The organism is Pseudomonas sp. WJP1 (assembly GCF_028471945.1).
GTDB lineage: Bacteria > Pseudomonadota > Gammaproteobacteria > Pseudomonadales > Pseudomonadaceae > Aquipseudomonas.
In genome coordinates this window covers 4,241,277-4,260,528 of record NZ_CP110128.1, presented here as the reverse complement: position 1 = coordinate 4,260,528, position 19,252 = coordinate 4,241,277, and the positions used below count along the sequence as shown (strand labels likewise).

Annotated in this window: 13 protein-coding genes; 8 read left to right on the top strand and 5 right to left on the bottom strand. The window is 62.1% G+C overall.

The features are described 5' to 3' along the window. Positions 1–85: 85 nt before the first annotated feature. From OH720_RS19010 to OH720_RS18975, 8 genes are all read left to right on the top strand, one after another. Positions 86–607, top strand: coding sequence for a DUF3304 domain-containing protein (locus OH720_RS19010; protein WP_272602440.1), 522 nt, complete (start codon positions 86–88; stop codon positions 605–607). After that, a complete protein-coding gene (locus tag OH720_RS19005) occupies positions 595–2,952 on the top strand; it encodes a T6SS phospholipase effector Tle1-like catalytic domain-containing protein (RefSeq protein ID WP_272602439.1) in 2,358 nt (785 codons plus the stop codon). The genes OH720_RS19010 and OH720_RS19005 overlap by 13 nt, the downstream gene beginning before the upstream one ends. Continuing rightward, positions 2,952–3,215, top strand: a complete 264-nt coding sequence (locus tag OH720_RS19000) for a PAAR domain-containing protein (protein WP_272602438.1) — start codon at positions 2,952–2,954, stop codon at positions 3,213–3,215. Before OH720_RS19005 ends, OH720_RS19000 begins: the two co-directional genes overlap by 1 nt. Before the next feature lie 140 nt (positions 3,216–3,355). After that, positions 3,356–4,345 (top strand): hypothetical protein, encoded by a 990-nt coding sequence (locus OH720_RS18995; RefSeq protein ID WP_272606488.1) that lies wholly within the window; start codon positions 3,356–3,358, stop codon positions 4,343–4,345. Next, positions 4,332–7,724 carry an ImcF-related family protein gene (locus tag OH720_RS18990; RefSeq protein ID WP_272602437.1) on the top strand — a complete coding sequence of 1,131 codons (3,393 nt, stop codon included), beginning with the start codon at positions 4,332–4,334 and terminating at the stop codon, positions 7,722–7,724. The genes OH720_RS18995 and OH720_RS18990 overlap by 14 nt, the downstream gene beginning before the upstream one ends. A gap of 100 nt (positions 7,725–7,824) precedes the next feature. Next, complete coding sequence (gene tssF, locus OH720_RS18985) at positions 7,825–9,594, top strand: type VI secretion system baseplate subunit TssF (RefSeq protein WP_272602436.1); 1,770 nt, start codon at positions 7,825–7,827, stop codon at positions 9,592–9,594. 183 nt (positions 9,595–9,777) lie between these two features. After that, complete coding sequence (locus OH720_RS18980) at positions 9,778–11,889, top strand: ATP-binding protein (RefSeq protein ID WP_272602435.1); 2,112 nt, start codon at positions 9,778–9,780, stop codon at positions 11,887–11,889. A gap of 49 nt (positions 11,890–11,938) precedes the next feature. After that, entirely contained in the window at positions 11,939–14,575 is a 2,637-nt protein-coding gene (locus tag OH720_RS18975; RefSeq protein WP_272602434.1) for an excinuclease ABC subunit UvrA, read from the top strand. Positions 14,576–14,679: 104 nt separating this feature from the next. Here the strand turns inward: OH720_RS18975 and OH720_RS18970 are convergent, their stop codons facing one another. The 5 genes from OH720_RS18970 to OH720_RS18950 are packed head-to-tail and all read right to left on the bottom strand — an operon-like array spanning position 14,680 to position 19,251. Beyond that, complete coding sequence (locus OH720_RS18970) at positions 14,680–16,623, bottom strand: response regulator (RefSeq protein ID WP_272602433.1); 1,944 nt, start codon at positions 16,621–16,623, stop codon at positions 14,680–14,682. Next, complete coding sequence (locus OH720_RS18965) at positions 16,613–17,488, bottom strand: sensor histidine kinase (protein ID WP_272602432.1); 876 nt, start codon at positions 17,486–17,488, stop codon at positions 16,613–16,615. The genes OH720_RS18970 and OH720_RS18965 overlap by 11 nt, the downstream gene beginning before the upstream one ends. Continuing rightward, positions 17,481–18,491 (bottom strand): ATP-binding protein, encoded by a 1,011-nt coding sequence (locus tag OH720_RS18960; protein WP_272606487.1) that lies wholly within the window; start codon positions 18,489–18,491, stop codon positions 17,481–17,483. Before OH720_RS18960 ends, OH720_RS18965 begins: the two co-directional genes overlap by 8 nt. Continuing rightward, positions 18,488–18,892 (bottom strand): anti-sigma regulatory factor, encoded by a 405-nt coding sequence (locus OH720_RS18955; RefSeq protein ID WP_180203437.1) that lies wholly within the window; start codon positions 18,890–18,892, stop codon positions 18,488–18,490. The genes OH720_RS18960 and OH720_RS18955 overlap by 4 nt, the downstream gene beginning before the upstream one ends. Continuing rightward, complete coding sequence (locus OH720_RS18950; RefSeq protein ID WP_180203438.1) at positions 18,889–19,251, bottom strand: STAS domain-containing protein; 363 nt, start codon at positions 19,249–19,251, stop codon at positions 18,889–18,891. Before OH720_RS18950 ends, OH720_RS18955 begins: the two co-directional genes overlap by 4 nt. Between the last annotated feature and the right edge of the window lies 1 nt (position 19,252).

Genomic DNA, 19,252 nt, shown 5'->3' with positions numbered 1-19,252 from the left:
ATGAATCACCCGAAAGGTTGTATGGAAAACGCCCCGTGAGGATTTTTCCCATACAGCCTGAAATAAAATAAGGGAGTGAGGGTCGATGGAGAAAATAATCAAAAAAACCAGGGTGTGCTGGTTGTTGGGCTTATTTGGGCTGGCGTTAGGGGGATGTTCCACAGCGGATAGTGAAATTGCGGGAGGTAATCTAAAAGCGGTTAATCATACCCAGCATGCGATTAATTGGTTTTCGGTTAACGGTTACAGAGCTCACGGTGGCGGTGGAAGTTCGTGCTGCATTGTTATGCCAACCAAATGGCGCCCAGGCTTGAAGGCGAATATTGAATGGGAAGTCGATCCTGAGCCTTATGCAAAGATAAAAAGAAAAACCACTGGCTACGGATTCGATGAAAGTGCGTGGGCTGCACATGAAGCGAAATTTAAGCGCTACAGCACCATCGTGGAAATTCCAGAATGGTCGGGAACGGACTCGTGTGGTTTGAGTGTGCATTTTTTAACGTGCAATCAAATAAAAGTTACGACTTCGTGTTGGGGGTATGGATCACCCAGTAACCCAATTAAAGAACCTAAGCAGATGAAGGAGCCAGCTGTATGTCCGAAGTAAAACGCAATTCACACGCCAAAGTATGGGCACCGCCGGTTTTTCCGATTGGGGGGCGTTTGCCAGGTGATGTTGTGACGGTTACGGCCAATTACAAAAAGCAAACCGCCGAGGAGTATGATCACCAGCAGGGCGTCAATTCCAAAGGGCAGTCCCAGGGGTTCGAGTGCTGCCACAGCCTGCACATCAGTCTGTTCTTCGATGGCACCAACAATAACGAGTTCAATGACACGAAGAAGAGCCACCCGAGCAATATCGCCAAGCTCTTTCATGCGTCGCTCCAAGATGATGATGCGAAGGCGGAAGGCTATTTTTCTTATTACATGCCCGGTGTGGGCACACCGTTTCCGGAAATCGGCGAACTCGATTACAGCGAAGAAGGCTTGACGTTCGCAAGGGGGGGTGAGGATCGGATTAACTGGGCGTTGATACAGGTAGCCAATGCACTGTCTTTTTCCCTGAACGACAAGAAAGAATTTGACCGCAAAGTCGCCAAGGAAAGGGTCGACAACATGAGCACTTGGAGGGCACCGCTGATGAGCGCCTTGGGAGAGGGCAAGCGACGGCGAATCATGAACGGGCTGTTGGGACCCTTGGAGGCTTGCAAAAAGAAGTCGAGGCAACCCAAGGTGCTGGGAATCAAGCTGTACGTATACGGCTTCTCGCGCGGCGCGGCTGAGGCTCGCACCTTCGTAACCTGGTTGAGCCAGTTGTTCGACACGCCGGCCGGTGCCACGTTGCCTGAGCAACGTCTGATCGGCCTGCCGGTCAGCGTCGAGTTTCTCGGTATTTTGGACACCGTCGCCTCGGTCGGCATCGCCCATGCAGCGCCTTTTTTCGCCGGGCACATGGACTGGGCCGATGACAGTCAGTTGCTGCCTGACGCCGCGAAATTTCCCAACTTCGTCAAACGTTGCCGACACTTCGTCGCGGCCTTCGAGCAGCGCTCGTGTTTTCCGCTGGACTCGATCCGCAATGAGGACGGTCAGTACCCGCTCAACACCTATGAAGTGGTGTATCCCGGTGTGCATTCCGATGTCGGTGGCGGTTATCCGCAGAATGACCAAGGCAAAGCCCGAGGTGGCACCAATGAGCTGGTGTCACAAATCGTCCTGCACGACATGTATTGCGAAGCTTTCGCTGGGGGCGCGCCGTTGCAGGTGCCGGAGACGGTGCTACCAAAATGCCTGCAGCCGTCTAGACAATGGCGTGTCATGAGTCCGGCAACCGATAGAGAGTTTGGACTCAGTGAGACGTTAGTCGAACGCTTCAACGCCTGGCGCCACACCCTCCCAGGCATCACCACCGACACCCCCACACACACAAAACCCTGGGAGTACAAACCACAGCAACTCGGTATCACCGTGGAAGAAACCCTGGCCGATCAACTGGGCTGGATCACCGGCTGGCGCATCGGTCGGTATGCCGATGACCCGTTGCAGAATAACGACAGCTACAAACATCAGCCGTTCTTCACTCAGGCCAATGAAGTCACTGTCTACGACACCAGTGATCAACGCGAGGCCTATGAAAAACAGAAAAAAATCATCTTGGCCGATCGGCTGAAAACGCCCGCGGCGGCCACGAACCACCCCGGCCCGCCCATCTACGAACCGCAGATCGACAAGACTCAACTCAGTCAGGCGGCTGCGGAGTTCAAACGCGACTACAAAGGCTTCGACCGCAAGCAAACCAGCGTGGCCGGCACGATCACCGATGTGCTGTTGCGCGACGCCATCTATCTGCTGAACGAAAACGATGAGTTGCAGGACCACGCTGCGATCAAAGCGGCAGGTGAGCTGCGCACAAAACAATTGTTCAGCGACACCCGAGGCACGCCCAGCAAGGACCCGCGCATGGCGCTGGTGGTCGCGCTGTTCGATGACCAGATACACGACTCACGCGCCTGGTTCATGCACGACGCGTTGGGATCGCGTGAGATATGGGCGGGCTACTTCTTCTATCGCATGACGTATTTCGGCAATGCAAACAGCCGGGACCTGTCACCGGTGGTGGTGGCGGGACGAATACTGGGCGTTGCGATGCTGGCCGGCGCAACGGTGTACGGCATCAAGCGCGGTGGGGCGTTGGGCGGGGTTGGCGGGCTGGTCGCGGGTATCGGGGGTGCCAGCATCGGCTATCAAGTGATCGACAAGGCGCGCGGTGTGGCGCTGCCGTTCCTGCCGGAGGCCGCGCAGTTGCTGAAACCGACGGCGCATATCGGCAAGGTGGCGGCTGAGCTGAAGCAGCAGATTGCCCAGGAAGACTATGCGCAACGCATCGACCGCACCACCGCCTTTCTGCGCGAGGCGGGCAGTTTGTTCGAACTTACCGGGGAGCTCGTCTGATGTTGCCTCTGGTACGTGTGGGGGACTCGATGAGCCCTTTTGGTGGGGAAGTGCTTGAAGGTCACTACGAGGCATTCGGCCAGCCGGTTGCCTGCGTGGGGGATCAGGCCCGCTGCGATTTGCACGGCCTGACGCACATCGCAGAGGGCACCTCGGTGGCGATCATGGACGGCAAGCTTGTGGCCCTGCACGGGCATGAGTGTGAGTGTGGTTGCACCCTGGTCAGCTCGCTTGCGGCCTCGTTCATGGTTGTAGCGCCATGAATCGCGCGCCGCATTACCCGGAGGTAATCGAGCCGCGGGAACCGCGTTGGCGCCGCTGGTGGCTGGCTTTGCTGTTGCTCTGGGGGTTGCAGTCGGCAGTTTTGTTGTCGTTATGGCCAGAGGAGCAGCCAAGGGTAGAACTGTGGATGTGGAGTGCCGTCCTGCCTTTTTGCTGGGTGCTGGCGATAGCGTTGCGCGTGCTGGGGTGGCAAATCTGCCTGTTTAACCGTGATGTGTATCGACGCACGGTGGATGCCGCGGTGCAGCGCTGGTGGGGGCGTCGCCGCTTGGGTTTGCCGGTGGAGCAGGTGCTGCTTGGGCCGGTGGGCGATGAGCAAATCCATTACCACGGCTTGATGGCCAACGTGCCCGCACCCAAGCCATCGAAGCCGGAGGGTGCTGCGCAGCCCATGTTGCGCTGCGCGGAGTCGCTGGGTACGACCCCTGAGCGTGCGCCGGCCTTGGCTCGACGCCTGGCTCGGTTAGCCCTGGCGCTTACGCAATTGAATGACCGCTGGCCGCAGCTGCGAGGTATCGCTTGGGTGGGGGATGAGCGCGACCAGGCTGCCTTTGTCGAGGTATTGGCCAAAACCGGCGTGATGTTGCCCGAGGCGCGTTTGCCTCTGCAGGACCTGTCCGATCTGGATCGAATGATCGATGCCTTTCACCAGGATTGTTGTGACGGGGCTGATTGGCTGTTGTGCGCCGGGGTGGTGTCGGTGCCGGAGACCGAAGCGCCTGGGCTGCCCGGTGAAGCAGGATTTCTCTGGCTGGTGAGCCGCCAGGGTCGGCAGTTGTTGCACAGGGGCGAGTACTTGTTGAGTGAACTCGACGAATCGCCTGCTGAGCTCTGTGGACAGGTCCAGCGCTACGCCGGGCTGGACGCCGCACCGCCGGATTGCCTGGCCCTGGATAAAACCAGCCAGGGCACTTTCCTGAAAGGTGGTTGGCAGTCTGGCGAACATCAATTGTCCGTGCACTGGGGCGTGTTGGCGCAACTGGCGCCCTTCATCGGCATGTCCCTGGCGTTGTTGCAGGCAAGGGAGGCCGGACAGCCCTGTGGCTGGCTGAGTCAGGACGGAAACAATCGATTGGCTATTGGAATGGCGGTGCCTCATGGCAATGATTAAGCAAGCGAGCCAAGGCTCTCTGATGAAGGTGGGATTGGGTTATCTGCTGGTCGTGACGGTCGTGGTGGTGTTCGGTTGTCTGCTGTACGACTTGAGCCGCGAGTACTTCGGCTGGCCTCGACTGCCACTCAAGTCGTTGGCGCTGTGGGGGGCGGGTACCTGGTTTGCCTTGTGCGGGTTGTGTCCGGTGATACTTCTGGCCTGGGATCGTTTGGCGGTGGCTTGGGCGACGCGCGTGACAGGAGTGGGTGTTGATGCTCCGATTTCGCCATTAAGCAAAGAGAGCGCTCCGCCGGATAATTCCTGGGTCGCTGAGTTAAAGGATTACCTGCACGAGAACCACGGTTTCCTTTGGCGCCGCAAAGTCCGCCTGCTGCTGGTGGTCGGCGAACCTGATCAGATTTCCGCCATCGCCCCCAACCTGAAAGATAAAAAATGGCTCGCTGGCCACGACACCATTCTGCTCTGGGGCGGCAGCGTCCAAACTAAATTCGATGATGAACGCTTCACTCCGTGGCAAAACCTGAGCCGCTGGCGCGCCCTTGACGGCGTGATCTGGGCCCTGAACGCGCAACAAAGCACTGATGCCCAGGCGATGGACGCTGGCGTACGTCACTTGAAAGAACTGGCCCGCCAGCTGCGTTGGCAGTTGCCGCTGCACCTATGGCAGGTCTGCGAGAGTGGATGGGGTCAGGACAAACGTGAGACCCAGGCGGTCGGTTGTCTGCTGCCGTCAGGGGTGACGCCGCTGGCCGTGGAGGGCGCTCTGCAAGATTTGTTGGAACCCCTGCGCGACAGCGGTTGGGCACAGATACATGGCACCATGAGTCACGATTTCCTGCTGCGTCTGTCCCGCGATTTGCAGACCGAGGGCATTGCCCGTTGGCAGCAGGCCCTCGCGCCGTTGTTCCGGGTGTTCGACCGTGGCGTGCCGTTGCGCGGGTTGTGGTTCAGCCTGCCGGTGCAGGGCGGTAAAGAATCCAAAGAAAATACAGACCACCTTTGGCACGGCACACCACCCTGGGACGGCGTGCTCGGTGACAAACAGGTTCACCTTCGGCGCCTCGGCTGGGGCACCACACGGATCGGTTATTCATTGGCGCTGGGACTGGCACTGCTCTTGAGCGCCGGCATGCTGCTGTCCTTCGTCAGCAACCGCGCGCACATCACCCAGGTGCAAACGTCACTGGCAACCTTGCAACAATCCTCCAACAGCGACGAACAATTCCTCGCCCTCAACGAGCTGACCCGCGAACTCGGCCGTCTGGATTACCGCGCCACCTACGGCACGCCCTGGTACCAGCGTTTCGGCCTGAACAAGAATCCAGAACTCCTGCAATTGCTCTGGCCCACCTACGTCGAAGCCAACCAGCGCCTGCTGCGCGACCCGGCGCTGGCCAGCCTGCAACAGCAGCTTGGCGCCTTGATCCGCTTGCCTGCCGACAGCCCCGAACGGCTCAAGCGTGCGCCGCAGGCCTACGAACAACTCAAGGCCTACCTGATGCTGGCGCGCCCGGAAAAAGCCGACGCGAGCTTTCTGGTCAAGACCCTGGGCACGCTCGAGCCGAGTGCCGGCGGGGTTTCGCCGGGGTTGTGGCACGGCCTGTCGCCGGTGCTCTGGCAGTTCTATGGCGAGCAACTGGCGGCTCACCCGGACTGGCGCAGTGCGGCCGACCCGAAGCTGGTGGCGCAGGTCCGCCAGCTGCTGCTCGGCCAGTTGGGCCAGCGCAATGCCGAAGCCAGCCTGTACCACCAGGTGCTTGACGCCTCGGCCAATCATTACCCGGCGTTGAGCCTGGCGCAGATGGTCGGCGACACCGAGGCGCGGGCGCTGTTCGTCAGCACGGCCAGCGTGCCGGGGGTGTTTACCCGCCAGGCCTGGGAGGGCCAGGTGCGGCCGGCGATCGAGGCCATCGCCGAGGCGCGGCGCGAGGAAATCGACTGGGTGCTCAGCGACCGGCCGGGCGACATCGCCGCCGAGCTGACTCCCGACATGCTGCGTGAACGCCTGACCCGGCGCTACTTCCAGGACTACGCCAGCGCCTGGTTGAAGTTTCTCAACCGCCTGCGCTGGCAGCCGGCCAACAGCCTGGGCGCGGTGATCGACCAGTTGACCCTGATGAGTGACGTGCGCCAGTCGCCACTGATCGCGCTGATGAACACCCTGGCTTACCAGGGGCAGGCCGGCACGCGCAGCCAGGCCTTGGCCGACTCGCTGATCAGCTCGGCGCAAAAGCTGATCGCCCAGGCCCCGGGGCCGATGATCGAGCAGGTGCAGCAGGGAGCCAAAAGCCCTCTGGACGCCACCTTCGGCCCGCTGCTGGCCCTGCTCGGCAAAACCCCCGAAGGCCAGGACGACCGTGAGCGCCTGAGCCTGCAAGCCTTCCTCAACCAGGTCACGCGCACCCGCCTGACCCTGCAGCAGGTGAACCACGCCGCCGACCCCCAGGACATGACCCAGACCCTGGCGCAGACGGTGTTCCAGGGCAAGAGCATCGACCTCACCGACACCCGCGCCTACGGCAGCCAGCTCGCCGCCAGCCTCGGCGCGGAGTGGGGCGGCATTGGCCAGACCCTGTTCGTGCAGCCGCTGGAGCAAGCCTGGCAGGGCGTCCTGCAACCCTCGGCCAGCAGCCTCAACCGCCAGTGGCAACGGGCGATCGTCAGCGAATGGCAGCAGGCGTTCACCGGCCGTTATCCCTTCGCGGCCACCGCCAGCGACGCCTCGCTGCCGATGCTCGGGCAGATGATCCGCGCCGACTCCGGGCGCCTCGAGCAATTCCTGCAGCGCGAGCTGGGCGGCTTGCTGCGCAAGGAAGGCAGCCGCTGGGTGGCCGACACGCAGCACAGCCAGGGCCTGCGCTTCAACCCGCAGTTCCTCGCGGCGATCAACCAGCTCAGCCACCTGGCCGACGTGCTGTTCACCGACGGCGGCATGGGCCTGAGCTTCGAGCTGCAAGGCAAGCCGGTGCGTGACGTGGTGCAGACCACCTTCACCCTCAATGGCGAGAAACACGAGTACTTCAACCAGAAGGAAAGCTGGCAGCGCTTCAACTGGCCGGGGCGCCGCCAGTACCCCGGCGCGAGCCTGACCTGGACCAGCGTGCGCGCCAACGAACGGTTGTTCGGCGACTACCCGGGTACCTGGGGCCTGATCCGCCTGCTGGAACAAGCCGAGGTCACGCCGCTGGACGATGGCGACAGCCGTTTTCGCCTGATGCTCAAGGCGCCCGACGGCATCGGTCTGACCTGGTACCTGCGTACCGAGCTGGGGGCGGGGCCGATGGCGTTGCTCAAGCTGCGCGGCTTTGAATTGCCGACGCAGATCTTCCTGGGTGAAAGGGGACCGACGGCACAAAACGGGAAGTTTAAAAAATGAGTTTGCGCAAATTGTTTGCCCGATGCCTCGGCGAGCGTGACGCCCTTCGGTACGCGCCGTCGCGTTCTGCGGTTGAACCTCATTCATCAGGAGTCTTTCTTTGAACAATGAAAATCTGACACTGCGTTACTTCGACGCCGAGATGCGTTACCTGCGTGAAGCCGCCCAGGAGTTTGCCGAGGCCTTTCCAGACCGGGCGGCGCAACTGAATCTGGACAAGCAGGGTGCACGTGATCCGTATGTGGAACGCCTGTTCGAGGGCTTTGCCTTCCTGATGGGGCGATTGCGCGAAAAGCTCGACGATGACCTGCCGGAGCTGACTGAAGGCCTGGTCAGTCTGTTGTGGCCGCATTACCTGCGCACCATTCCCTCGCTCTGCATCGTCGAGCTGGCACCGGAGCTTGCGCAGATGAAGCGCAGCGAGTTGATCGGCACTGGCTTCGAAGTGCTGTCGCAGCCCATCGGTGCGCAGCGCACCCGTTGTCGATACACCACCACCCAGGACCTGATTTTGCGGCCACTCGCCCTGGAGTCTGTGCGTCTGGCCCATGAGCCGGACGGGCGTTCAGTGCTACGCCTGCGCTTCGCCCGCGGGGCGATGAGCCCCTGGAGCGAGATTGACCTGAGTCGCCTGCCGCTGTACCTCAATGCCGACGCACCGCTGGCCAGTGCGCTGCACCAGGCACTGACCCTCAACGCTCAGGCCTTGTATGTTCGCCTGCCTGAGCAGGCGGGCCGCTCTGTGCTGGAGGGTTATTTTTCGCCAAAGGGGTTTGCCGAAGACGATCGATTGTGGCCCAAGGGCGACAGCGCCTTCAGCGGCTATCAGCTGTTGCTGGAGTATTTCACCTTCCGTGAGAAGTTCATGTTCGTCACCCTGTGTGGGCTTGAGCATTTGCGTATCAAGCCAGGCGATCTCTGGTTCGAACTGGACGTGGTCCTACGCCAACCGTGGCCGCAAGCATTCAACCTGAGCACCGGGCACATTCGCTTGCATGCGGTGCCGGTGATCAATGCTTTTACACTGGAGTCCGATCCGCTGGCGCTGCAGCCGCTACAAACCGACTACCTGCTTCGTCCCATGCGTTTGCAGGACGGTCATACCGAAATTTATTCAGTGGATCAGGTCACTGCGTCGTGGAATGGCGAGCACCAGGACTACGTACCGTTCAGCAGCTTTCGCCACAAGGGTGGCATGTTGCGTGATGACATGCCCGAGCGGTATTTCCATACCCGCTTGAAACGGGGTGCCAATGGCCTGCATGACACGTGGCTGATCCTCGGCGGTGACGGTTTTGACAAGGATCAGCTGGGCCTCAACCAGAACCTGTCGCTGCGCTTGACCGGCACAAACGGACAGCTCCCGCGCAAAGCATTGCAAAGCACGTTGCTCGACACACCGGGGCAATCCTCAAAGATCGGTTTGCAGGTGCGCAATCTGTGCGCGCCCACGTTGCCGTGTTACCCGCCGAACCGCGACCGATTCCACTGGCGAGTGCTCAGCCACCTGGGCTCGAACTTCCTGCCGATGCTCGACAATGCCGAAGTATTGCGTGGCACGCTGGCGTTGTATGACTGGACGGGCGACGAACTGAACCGACGGCGTCTGGCGGCCATCGTCGAGGTCAAGCACCACCTGAAGCAGCGTTTTGAAAAAGGCTTTCTGCTGCGTGGCGTTGATATCGAAGTCACATTGGATGCCAATGGTTTTTCCGGAGAGGGTGACATCAGCCTGTTCGGCGAGATGCTCAATCGCTTCTTCGGTTTGTACGCCGATATCCACCTGTTCAACCAGCTCACGCTGATCCTTCAACCTTCTGGGAAGTGCCTGCGATGGGCCGAGAATCACAGTCAGCGTATTCCCGGCTGAAAGCCGCGTACATGAACAAAGGCCGCGATCCCCTCTGTAGACCCGTTCAAGCCCTGTTCCACAGGGATTTTGCCAGCCACCGATTCCGGTCGTTGAGATGAGCCACCAGAATCAGCTATACCTCTATGAAACCATTGCCATCCGCGATACTCGAAACAAACGGGTGCAGTTACCGGGGCGCAGATGCAGTTTCTAGAAGATAACCACGGGTGTGCCGGCTGGAACGGCGAAATGGCCGGGCGCATTCGTGCGTTCGACTGGAGCCCGACCGAGCTTGGGCGCCTGGAAAACTGGTCCAGGAGCCTGCGCAGTGCGGTTCAGCTGATGCTCGCCTCACCCTTGCCGATGGTGATGCTCTGGGGCCGGGCCGGTTACATGATCTATAACGACGCCTATTCGATATTCGCTGGCGGGCGCCATCCTTACCTGTTGGGTTGCGCGGTGGAGTTGGGCTGGCCGGAAGTCGCCGAATTCAACCGGCATGTGGTCGACACCTGCCTGGCGGGCGGGACCTTGTCCTACCGCAACAAAGAGCTGGTGTTGCTGCGCGACGGAGTGCCCGAGGACGTCTGGCTGGACCTTTACTACAGCCCGGTCGCCGATGATGACGGGCATCCTGCCGGCGTCATGGCGATGGTGGTCGAAACCACCGAGTTCGTGATTTCCGAACGTCTGCGCCAGGCTGCGGAAAGTGCCTACCGCGCCGACAACGAGCGGGTACGCCTGGCCCTCAATGCCGGGGCGCTGCTCGGCTCCTTCGTCTGGGACATCAAGGCCAATACGCTCAGCGGCGATGAACGTTTTGCCCGCACGTTTTCCTTTCCCCCCGGGCAAAGCCTGGACAATTTGCCCCAGGATCTGGCCCAAGCCCATATCCATCCCGATGATCGCAGCTGGGTCGAGGAGCAGGTCAGGCAATCGATTGAGACCGGTGCGCCGTATAACGCCGAATACCGGGTGCTGCGTCCCGACGGCAGTTACCTGTGGGTGCTCGCCAGCGGCTGCTGCGAGTTCGATGAGCAGGGCCAGGCCTTTCGTTTCCCGGGGGTGTTGATCGACATCCACGAACGCAAGAACGCTGAAGAGTCCTTGCTCAGGTTCACCCGCAACCTGGAGCAGCGCGTGGCCGACGAAGTCGAAGCGCGGCTGGCGGCAGAAGAGCAACTGCGCCAGTCACAGAAGCTTGAGGCCATCGGCGGCCTGACCGGGGGCGTGGCTCACGATTTCAATAATCTGCTGCAGGTGATTGCCGGTAACCTGCACTTGCTTGCCAGGCATGAACCGGACAATGCCAACGTGCAGCGCCGGGTCGCGGCGTCCATTGCCGCGGTTGAGCGCGGTGCAAAACTGTCCTCGCAGTTGCTCGCGTTCGCCCGTCGCCAACCGTTGTCCCCGGCGATTTGCACGCCACAGCAGATTTTCGACGGCCTGGGCGAACTGTTGCAACGTGCGCTGGGGGAAACCCTCCAGGTTCACATGACCACCCCCGTTGACCCCTGGTCGATCTTTGTCGACCGCAATCAGCTGGAAAACGCCATCCTCAACCTGATGATCAATGCCCGTGACGCCATGGAAGGCGAGGGCACCATCGAGCTGTGCGCCGATAACATCACCCTCGACCGCGAATTCTGCCAGGGCAAGGGCATCGTTGCCGGTGACTACGTGCGGGTCACGGTGTCGGACAGCGGCCTGGGCATGACGCCGCAGGTACTGGGGCAGGCGTTCGAGCCGTTTTTCACCACCAAGCCCGACGGCCATGGCACGGGACTGGGCTTGAGCATGGTGTTCGGTTTCGTCAAGCAGAGTGGCGGCCATATCGAGATGTCCAGCGTGGTTGGACAGGGCACCCGGGTGCAGATGTATTTTCCGCGCAGCTTGCGCTCGATGGACAGTGAAACACCCCGTGCCGAGGTGCAGCAACGGGGCGCGAACGAGCGGATCCTGGTGGTCGAGGACAATGAGGCGGTGCGGGTTTCAACCGTGGAGTTGCTGCGCGAAGAGGGCTATCAGGTACTCACCGCCGCCAATGCCGACCTTGCCATGCAGATGTTGCTGGAGGGGGCGGTGGTGGACTTGATCTTCACCGACGTGGTCATGCCCGGCCTGATAAAAAGCTCGGACCTGGCGGCCTGGGCCAAGGTGCAGAATCCCCCGGTGGCGGTGTTGTTCACCTCGGGCCACACCCGTGACATTATCTCGCGCAACCACCAGCTGAGCCCGGATACCCATTTGCTGAGCAAACCCTATGGGCCGCAAGCGCTGACCCGGATGATTCGCACGGTTCTAAATGGCTGAACGCTCCCACGCTAATCATTCTTTTCAGATCTTTAATCAAGGCTGACCCATGACATCCACTCGCACCGCCAACCCTCCCTCAGGCATGGTCAGGGTGCGCGGCGCCCGGGAGCACAACCTCAAGAACGTCGATGTCGACATTCCCCGCGATGCCCTGGTGGTGTTCACCGGGGTGTCCGGTTCAGGAAAGTCGTCCCTGGCGTTTTCGACCCTGTACGCCGAAGCACAGCGTCGCTATTTCGAATCGGTGGCGCCTTATGCGCGGCGCCTGATCGATCAGGTGGGCGTGCCGGATGTCGATTCCATCGAGGGCTTGCCGCCAGCGGTGGCCTTGCAGCAACAGCGGGGCACGCCGAGCACGCGTTCCTCGGTGGGCAGCGTGACGACCCTGTCGAGCCTGATCCGCATGCTGTATTCGCGCGCCGGAAGTTACCCGGCCGGGCAGCCGATGCTTTACGCCGAAGACTTTTCCCCCAACACACCCCAGGGTGCTTGCCCGCAATGCCATGGCCTGGGCCGGGTGTACGAGGTCACCGAAGCGCTGATGGTGCCGGACCCGAGCCTGACCATTCGCCAGCGCGCCGTCGCCTCCTGGCCCATGGCCTGGCAAGGGCAGAATCTGCGGGACATCCTGGTGACCCTGGGCTATGACGTCGATGTGCCCTGGCGGGACCTGCCGAGAAAGCAGCGGGACTGGATTCTCTTCACCGAAGAAACCCCGACGGTACCGGTCTACGCCGGGCTCACCCCGCAGGAAACCCGGGTTGCCCTCAAGCGCAAGATGGAACCGAGTTATCAGGGCACATTCACAGGCGCACGGCGCTACATCCTGCACACCTTCACCCATTCGCAAAGTGCGCTGATGAAGAAGCGCGTCTCGCGTTTCATGCTCGGCAGCCCTTGCCCGTTGTGTGATGGCAAGCGCCTCAAGCACGAGGCTTTGTCGGTGACCTTCGCCGGCTACGACATCGGCGAACTGTCGCAGATGCCATTGCTGCAAGTCGCCGAAGTCCTCAAGCCGGTGGCGGCGCAGCACTATCTCGACGAAGGCGACGAGGCGGGTGAGGTATTGACCCACCTGCAGACCCGCCAGGCCCGCGAAGATCGGGTGGCCCACGGCGCCAGTGGCCACGCCAACGCCCCCGATGTGCGCCACACGCCGAATCTCTCGGTGGAAAAACGCCTCGCCGCGCAACGCATCGCCCAGGACTTGCTGGAGCGGGTCAGCACCTTGACCGACCTGGGCCTCGGTTACCTGGCCCTGGAGCGCAGCACGCCGACGCTGTCGTCCGGCGAGTTGCAACGCCTGCGCCTGGCGACGCAACTGGGTTCGCAGTTGTTCGGCGTGATCTACGTGCTGGACGAACCCTCGGCCGGCTTGCACCCGGCTGATGGTGAAGCACTGTTCGAAGCCCTGCAACGCTTGAAAGCGGCAGGCAATACCTTGTTCGTGGTCGAGCATGACCTGGAAACCATGCGCCGCGCCGACTGGTTGATCGATGTCGGCCCGGCGGCGGGCGAGCATGGCGGACGGGTACTGTATAGCGGTGCCCCGGCGGGACTGGCACAGGTGAAGGATTCGCAGACCCGCGCCTACCTGTTCGCCGAGCACCTGCGCCAACCCCGCCGCCCGCGCAAGGCTGAAGACTGGCTACGCCTGGAAGGCGTCACGCGCAACAACCTGGACAACCTCAGTGTCGAGTTTCCCTTGGGCTGCTTCACCGCGGTGACCGGTGTGTCGGGTTCGGGTAAATCCAGCCTGGTCAGCCAGGCGTTGCTGGAACTTGTCGGCGCGCATCTGGGGCGTCCGGGCGCCGACAGTGAACCGCAGGAGCTGAGCCTGGAAGATGACGCACCGACTGTCAGTGGCGGTCAGGTCACGGCGGGGCTGGCGTCGATCAAGCGGCTGGTGCAGGTCGATCAGAAGCCCATTGGCCGCACACCGCGCTCCAACCTCGCGACCTACACCGGGCTGTTCGACAATGTGCGCAAGCTCTACGCTGCAACGCCCGAAGCGCAGGCGGCGGGCTACGACGCCGGGCAGTTTTCCTTCAATGTCGCCAAGGGCCGCTGCCCGACTTGTGAGGGGGAAGGTTTTGTCAGCGTCGAATTGTTGTTCATGCCCAGCGTCTACGCACCATGCCCGACCTGTCATGGTGCGCGTTATAACCCTGAGACGCTGGCGATCACCTGGCAGGGCCGGACCATCGCCCAGGTGCTGCAACTGACCGTAGACCAGGCCGTGGAGGTGTTCGCCGAACAAGCGGCGGTGCGCCGCTCCCTGGAGGTGTTGCGCGATATCGGCCTGGGTTACCTGCGCCTCGGCCAACCGGCGACCGAGCTGTCCGGTGGTGAAGCACAGCGCATCAAGCTGGCCACCGAACTGCAGCGCAACCCGCGCGGGGCGACGCTCTACGTGCTCGACGAACCCACCACGGGCCTGCACCCGTGTGACGTCGATCGCTTGCTGGAGCAGTTGAACAACCTGGTGACGGCGGGGCACACGGTGATCGTCGTCGAACATGAAATGCGCGTGGTGGCGCAGAGTGACTGGGTGATCGATATCGGACCGGGGGCGGGGGATCAGGGGGGCAAGGTTGTGGTGGCGGGTGAGCCGCAGAAAGTGGCCAAGAGCAGAAAGAGCCGGACGGCGCCGTTTCTTGCCAGGGTTCTCGGTGAGGCCTGAGCCGGCGCTGTTTTTGCGGGCCCCTTCGCGGGCAAGCCCGCTCCTACAATGGATTTGTGGCGTTCACAATTCCCCTGTGGGAGCGAGGCGTTCCGACGAATCTATCAGGCGCTGTCGAGTGTGCGTCGTACCTTGTCCAGCAGTTCATTGATCTGAAAGGGCTTGATCAGCATTTCCATGCCGTCGCCGAGAAACACCTGGCGGTTGATCGCGGTTTCGGCGTAGCCGGTCATGAACAGGATCGGCAGGTGTTCGCGCCAGCCCCGCGCGATATCGGCCAGTTCGCGGCCGCTCATGCGTGGCAGGCCGACGTCGGTCAGCAACAGGTCGATGGAGTCGTCGTTCTGCAGGCGTTCCAGGGCGCTTTCGATATCCCCCGCCTCGGTGCAACGGTAGCCGGCATCCACCAGCACTTCGGCCACGAACATGCGCACCGACGGCATGTCCTCGACGATCAGCACATGTTCACCGCCACCCTGGACGTGAGTCGTCGACGATGCGACTGCGCCGGCCGTGGGATCGGCACTGGCCGGCAACATGATGGTCACTTCGGTACCGCGTCGCGCCACGCTGCGGATGTGCGCGTCGCCACCTGACTGGCGGGCAAACCCGTAGATGGTCGACAACCCCAGCCCGGTGCCCTGGCCCAGGGGCTTGGTGGTGAAGAACGGGTCGAACACCTTGTCGATGACGTTGTGTTCGATACCTGTGCCGTCGTCGCGCACCGACAGGGCGACATAGGCGCCATCGGCCAGGTTGGGGTCACCGTGGGAGTACGCGGCATAGGTGTTGACCCAGATATTGCCACCCTGGGGCAGGGCATCGCGGGCATTGATCACCAGGTTGAGCACGGCGCTTTCCAGTTGAATCGGATCGACCAGGGCAATGGCCGGTTTGCTCGTCAGTTCAAGCTTGAGGGCGATGCGTTCGCCAATGGTGCGCACCAGCAGCTCCTCGAGGGAACGGATGTGCTCGTTGATGTCCACCGGCCGGGTGTCGAGAGGCTGCTGGCGGGCGAAGGCGAGCAGGCGATGGGTCAGGGCGGCGGCACGCATGGCCGAGTTCAATGCCGCTTCGGCATAGAAGGCCACCTTGTCGGTGCGGGACTCGGCAACTCGCTTCTGGATCAGCTCCAGGCTGGTGATGATGCCGGTGAGCAGGTTGTTGAAATCGTGGGCAATGCCTCCGGTCAGCTTGCCCAGCGCGTCCATTTTCTGCACCTGCAACAGCTGGGCTTCGGTGCGCGCGCGCTCGGCGACTTCATTGGCCAGCCGGGTCGTGGCATCGTCCAGGCGCGCCAGGTGCGAGCGTTCGCGGTGACGGTGCTCGGTGACATCCTCGACGAACACCAGGCTCAATGCCGGTGTGCGGTAGGGGGAAATCTGCCACTCGGTTTCGCGAACTTCCCCCTGCACCCGCATGCTCAAAGTGCCTTTCCAGCGCTCGCCATACGCCAGGCGCAGGCGCAGTTCCTCGATCACGGCGCACTGGTCGTCGGCGAAGCACTGGCGCAGGGTATCCGGGTCGAGGTTGTCCTGGATCAGTTGGGCGAACGCATGGTTGCATTCGTGGACTTTGAGCTCTGCATCCAGCACGGCGATGGGGGCCGACACATTGACGAAAATCTCGCGAAAACGCGCCTCGCTTTCACGCAGGGCATTCTCGGTTTCGCGCACCCGCAGCAAAGTGCGCAGGGTCGCCAGCAGCACATCCGGGTCCACCGGGTGGATCAGGTAAGCGTCGGCGCCGGCGTCCAGGCCGGTGATGATGTCGCCGGTCTGGATCGACGCCGCGGACACGTGAATCACCGGGAGCAGGGCGGTAGCAGGCTCCGATCGCAGTTTGCGCACGATGTCGAAGCCACTCATGTCCGGCAGGTTGACGTCGAGGATCAAGGCGTCGATCGCCACACTGGCGATCAACTCCAGGCCTTCGCTGCCAGTGCCGGATTCCAGCACCTCATAACCGTGGCGTTCCAGGCGCCGACGCAAGGCGTAGCGCGTGGCCACGTTGTCATCGACGATCAGCAAGCGCAGGTCACGTTTCATCGGCAGGCTCCATGGCGATGGCCAGCGGGATGATCACGAAAAAGGTCGAGCCCACGCCCGGTGTGCTCTGTACCCCGACTTCGCCGCCCAGCAGCACCGCGAAGCGTTTGCACAGCGACAACCCGAGCCCGGTTCCACGCAGGCGTTTTTGCAGCGGGGAGTCGACCTGGGAGAAGTCTTCGAACAATGCGCCATGCAGCTCCTGAGCGATACCTATTCCGCTGTCGCTGACGGCGAAACGCACGTAGTCGCGGTTTTCCAGTTGCGCCGAGACCCGGACTTCACCGCGGGTGGTGAACTTCAATGAATTGGAAATGAAGTTGCGCAGGATCTGCGCGAGCTTCTTGTCGTCGGTGTACAGCCGGGGCAGGCCCACCGGTTCCTCGAAGATCAGGTCCACGGCGCTGGTGTCGACAATCGGGCGAAACATGCCGCGCAGGGCGGCGAACAGGTCGAGCATGTCGAACCAGGCCGGGGAAATGGTGATGCGCCCGGCCTCGATCTTCGCCAGGTCCAGCAGGTCGTCGACCATGTCGCTCAGCTCCCGCGCGGCATTGCTGACGAAGGCCACCTGCTTGTGCTGCTCGCTGCTCAGTGGCCCGTCGAGTTCATCGCTCAACAGGCTGGCGATGCTCAGGATCGAGCCCAATGGCGTGCGAAACTCATGGCTCATGTAGGACAGGAAGCGACTTTTCAGGTCCGAGGCCTGGCGTAGCTGTTCGGCCTGGGTATCGAGTTCGGCGTACAGCGCCAGGACGCCCTGGTTGGTTTCATCGAGCTCGGCGCGCAGGGCGATGGCTTCACCCTGCAAACGCGCGATCATAGCGGCTTGTTCGTCGATTTGACTCATGGGCATTTCAGCCATGGGCTGCCTCCAGGGCAATGACCAGCACGGTGACATCGTCTCGTCCACGACAGAAATCGCGGTGCAGGATGGCGGCAATCACGGCGGGATGGCGGTGCACCAGGCCGGGGTAATCCGACAGGTTCCAGCGCGACTGCAGGCCATCGCTGTACATGATGAGCAATTGCCCGCTCACCTGAGCATAGTCAAAGGGCTGCGCCTTTCTAAACTGCCCGCCGACGATGCCGGGGTGGGAGGCCAGGCCACGGGACTTGTCCGGTGCGACCAGGCAGGCACCGATATTGCCGATGCCGAGGAATTTCAAGGCGTCGCTGCCGGCGTCGAACTGGGCGATGGCCACTGCACCGCCACGGGTGCCGATCATGGCTTGATGAATGTCTTCCAGCACCTGCAGCGGTGAGTCGAAGGGCAGCAGCGCGTAGGCTTTCTCGCCGGCGCGGGCGGCGCGTTCGGCTTCTTCACCATGGCCCAGGCCATCGATCACCAGGACGCTGATGCGCGGCCCGTCCAGCGCCAGGTGCCAGGTATCGCCGCACGCGGGATCCTGGTGCAACGAATGCTGGCTGACGCCAATGCGTCGGTCCGCGCCCTTGTCCGTTCGCGGGTACAACCTTGTGAGCAGCACGGCGCCCCGTGAATCTGCATAGACATCGAACACCTCGGTCTGCCGGGACACAGTGCCCAGGCCAATGCCTTGGGTGCCGCCGGTGGAAAAACCGTCGGCCAGGCAGGCGTGCAGGTCAAAACCCTGTGCGCGGTCGATGGCGAGCATCTCGATACCGGCGCCGCTGGCACGAGGCAGGACCCTCAGGTGCAATTCACCACGGCTGGCGTGCTTGAGAATGTTGCTGGCAAGTTCGGTGGCGACCAGCGCTACCCGTCCCGCGTCCGTGGTGTCGAAACCGTGTTGCTGCGCGAGTTGCTGCGCGGTGCGTCGAGCGTGGCCGACCTGGCTGTTGTCCTCGATGACCAGCACTTGGGTCATCGAACCAGCGATGTTCATGTCCATCGGGTAATCGTTACGCGAGTACCCTTTCCCGGCGCAGTGTCGAGTTCGAATTCATTTACCAGGCGCTTGGCGCCGGTCAGGCCCAGGCCCAGGCCGGCACCGGAGGTCCAGCCATCGGTCATCGCCAGCTTGACGTCGGGGATACCCGGCCCCTCGTCACGGAACACCAGGCGCAGGCCGGTGCGCGGGCTTTCATCAAGGATTTGCCAGTCCATGTCGCCGCCACCGCCGTACACCATGGTATTGCGCGCCAGCTCACTGACCGCGGTCACCAGCTTGGTCAGGTCGATCAGGCGCATGCCGCAGTCCTGGGCGAGTTTACGCGCCAGTTGCCGGGCCAGGACGACGTCCTGCTCGATGTGAATCGGATGAGTGCCGCTGCTGCGCACAGTCATGGGTTGCGTACTCGGTCCTGAAGCAGTTTCATCCCGCGCTCCACATTCAGCGCGGTACTGACACCGGGCAGAGTCAGGCCGAGCTCCACCAGGGTGATAGCCACCGCCGGCTGCATGCCGACCAGCACGGTCCGGGCATCCATGATGCTCGACAGCCCGGAGATGGTGCCGATCATCCGGCCAATGAAGGAGTCGACCATGTCCAGGGCGGAGATATCGATCAGCACGCCGCGGGCGGACGTCCTGCTGATGCGCTCGGACAGGTCGTCCTGCAGCGTCAGCGCCAGCTGGTCATGCATGTCCACCTGGATGGTCACCAGCAGGAAGTCGCCCATTTGCAGAATCGGAATGCGCTCCATG

Bases quoted from the DNA above. Each gene is read 5' to 3' on its own strand.
- OH720_RS19010 (WP_272602440.1), top strand. From the start codon at position 86: ATGGAGAAAATAATCAAAAAAACCAGGGTGTGCTGGTTGTTGGGCTTA.
- OH720_RS19005 (WP_272602439.1), top strand. From the start codon at position 595: ATGTCCGAAGTAAAACGCAATTCACACGCCAAAGTATGGGCACCGCCG.
- OH720_RS19000 (WP_272602438.1), top strand. From the start codon at position 2,952: ATGTTGCCTCTGGTACGTGTGGGGGACTCGATGAGCCCTTTTGGTGGG.
- OH720_RS18990 (WP_272602437.1), top strand. From the start codon at position 4,332: ATGGCAATGATTAAGCAAGCGAGCCAAGGCTCTCTGATGAAGGTGGGA.
- OH720_RS18980 (WP_272602435.1), top strand. From the start codon at position 9,778: ATGCAGTTTCTAGAAGATAACCACGGGTGTGCCGGCTGGAACGGCGAA.
- OH720_RS18975 (WP_272602434.1), top strand. From the start codon at position 11,939: ATGACATCCACTCGCACCGCCAACCCTCCCTCAGGCATGGTCAGGGTG.
- OH720_RS18970 (WP_272602433.1), bottom strand. From the start codon at position 16,623: ATGAAACGTGACCTGCGCTTGCTGATCGTCGATGACAACGTGGCCACG.
- OH720_RS18965 (WP_272602432.1), bottom strand. From the start codon at position 17,488: ATGGCTGAAATGCCCATGAGTCAAATCGACGAACAAGCCGCTATGATC.
- OH720_RS18960 (WP_272606487.1), bottom strand. From the start codon at position 18,491: ATGAACATCGCTGGTTCGATGACCCAAGTGCTGGTCATCGAGGACAAC.
- OH720_RS18955 (WP_180203437.1), bottom strand. From the start codon at position 18,892: ATGACTGTGCGCAGCAGCGGCACTCATCCGATTCACATCGAGCAGGAC.
- OH720_RS18950 (WP_180203438.1), bottom strand. From the start codon at position 19,251: ATGGAGCGCATTCCGATTCTGCAAATGGGCGACTTCCTGCTGGTGACC.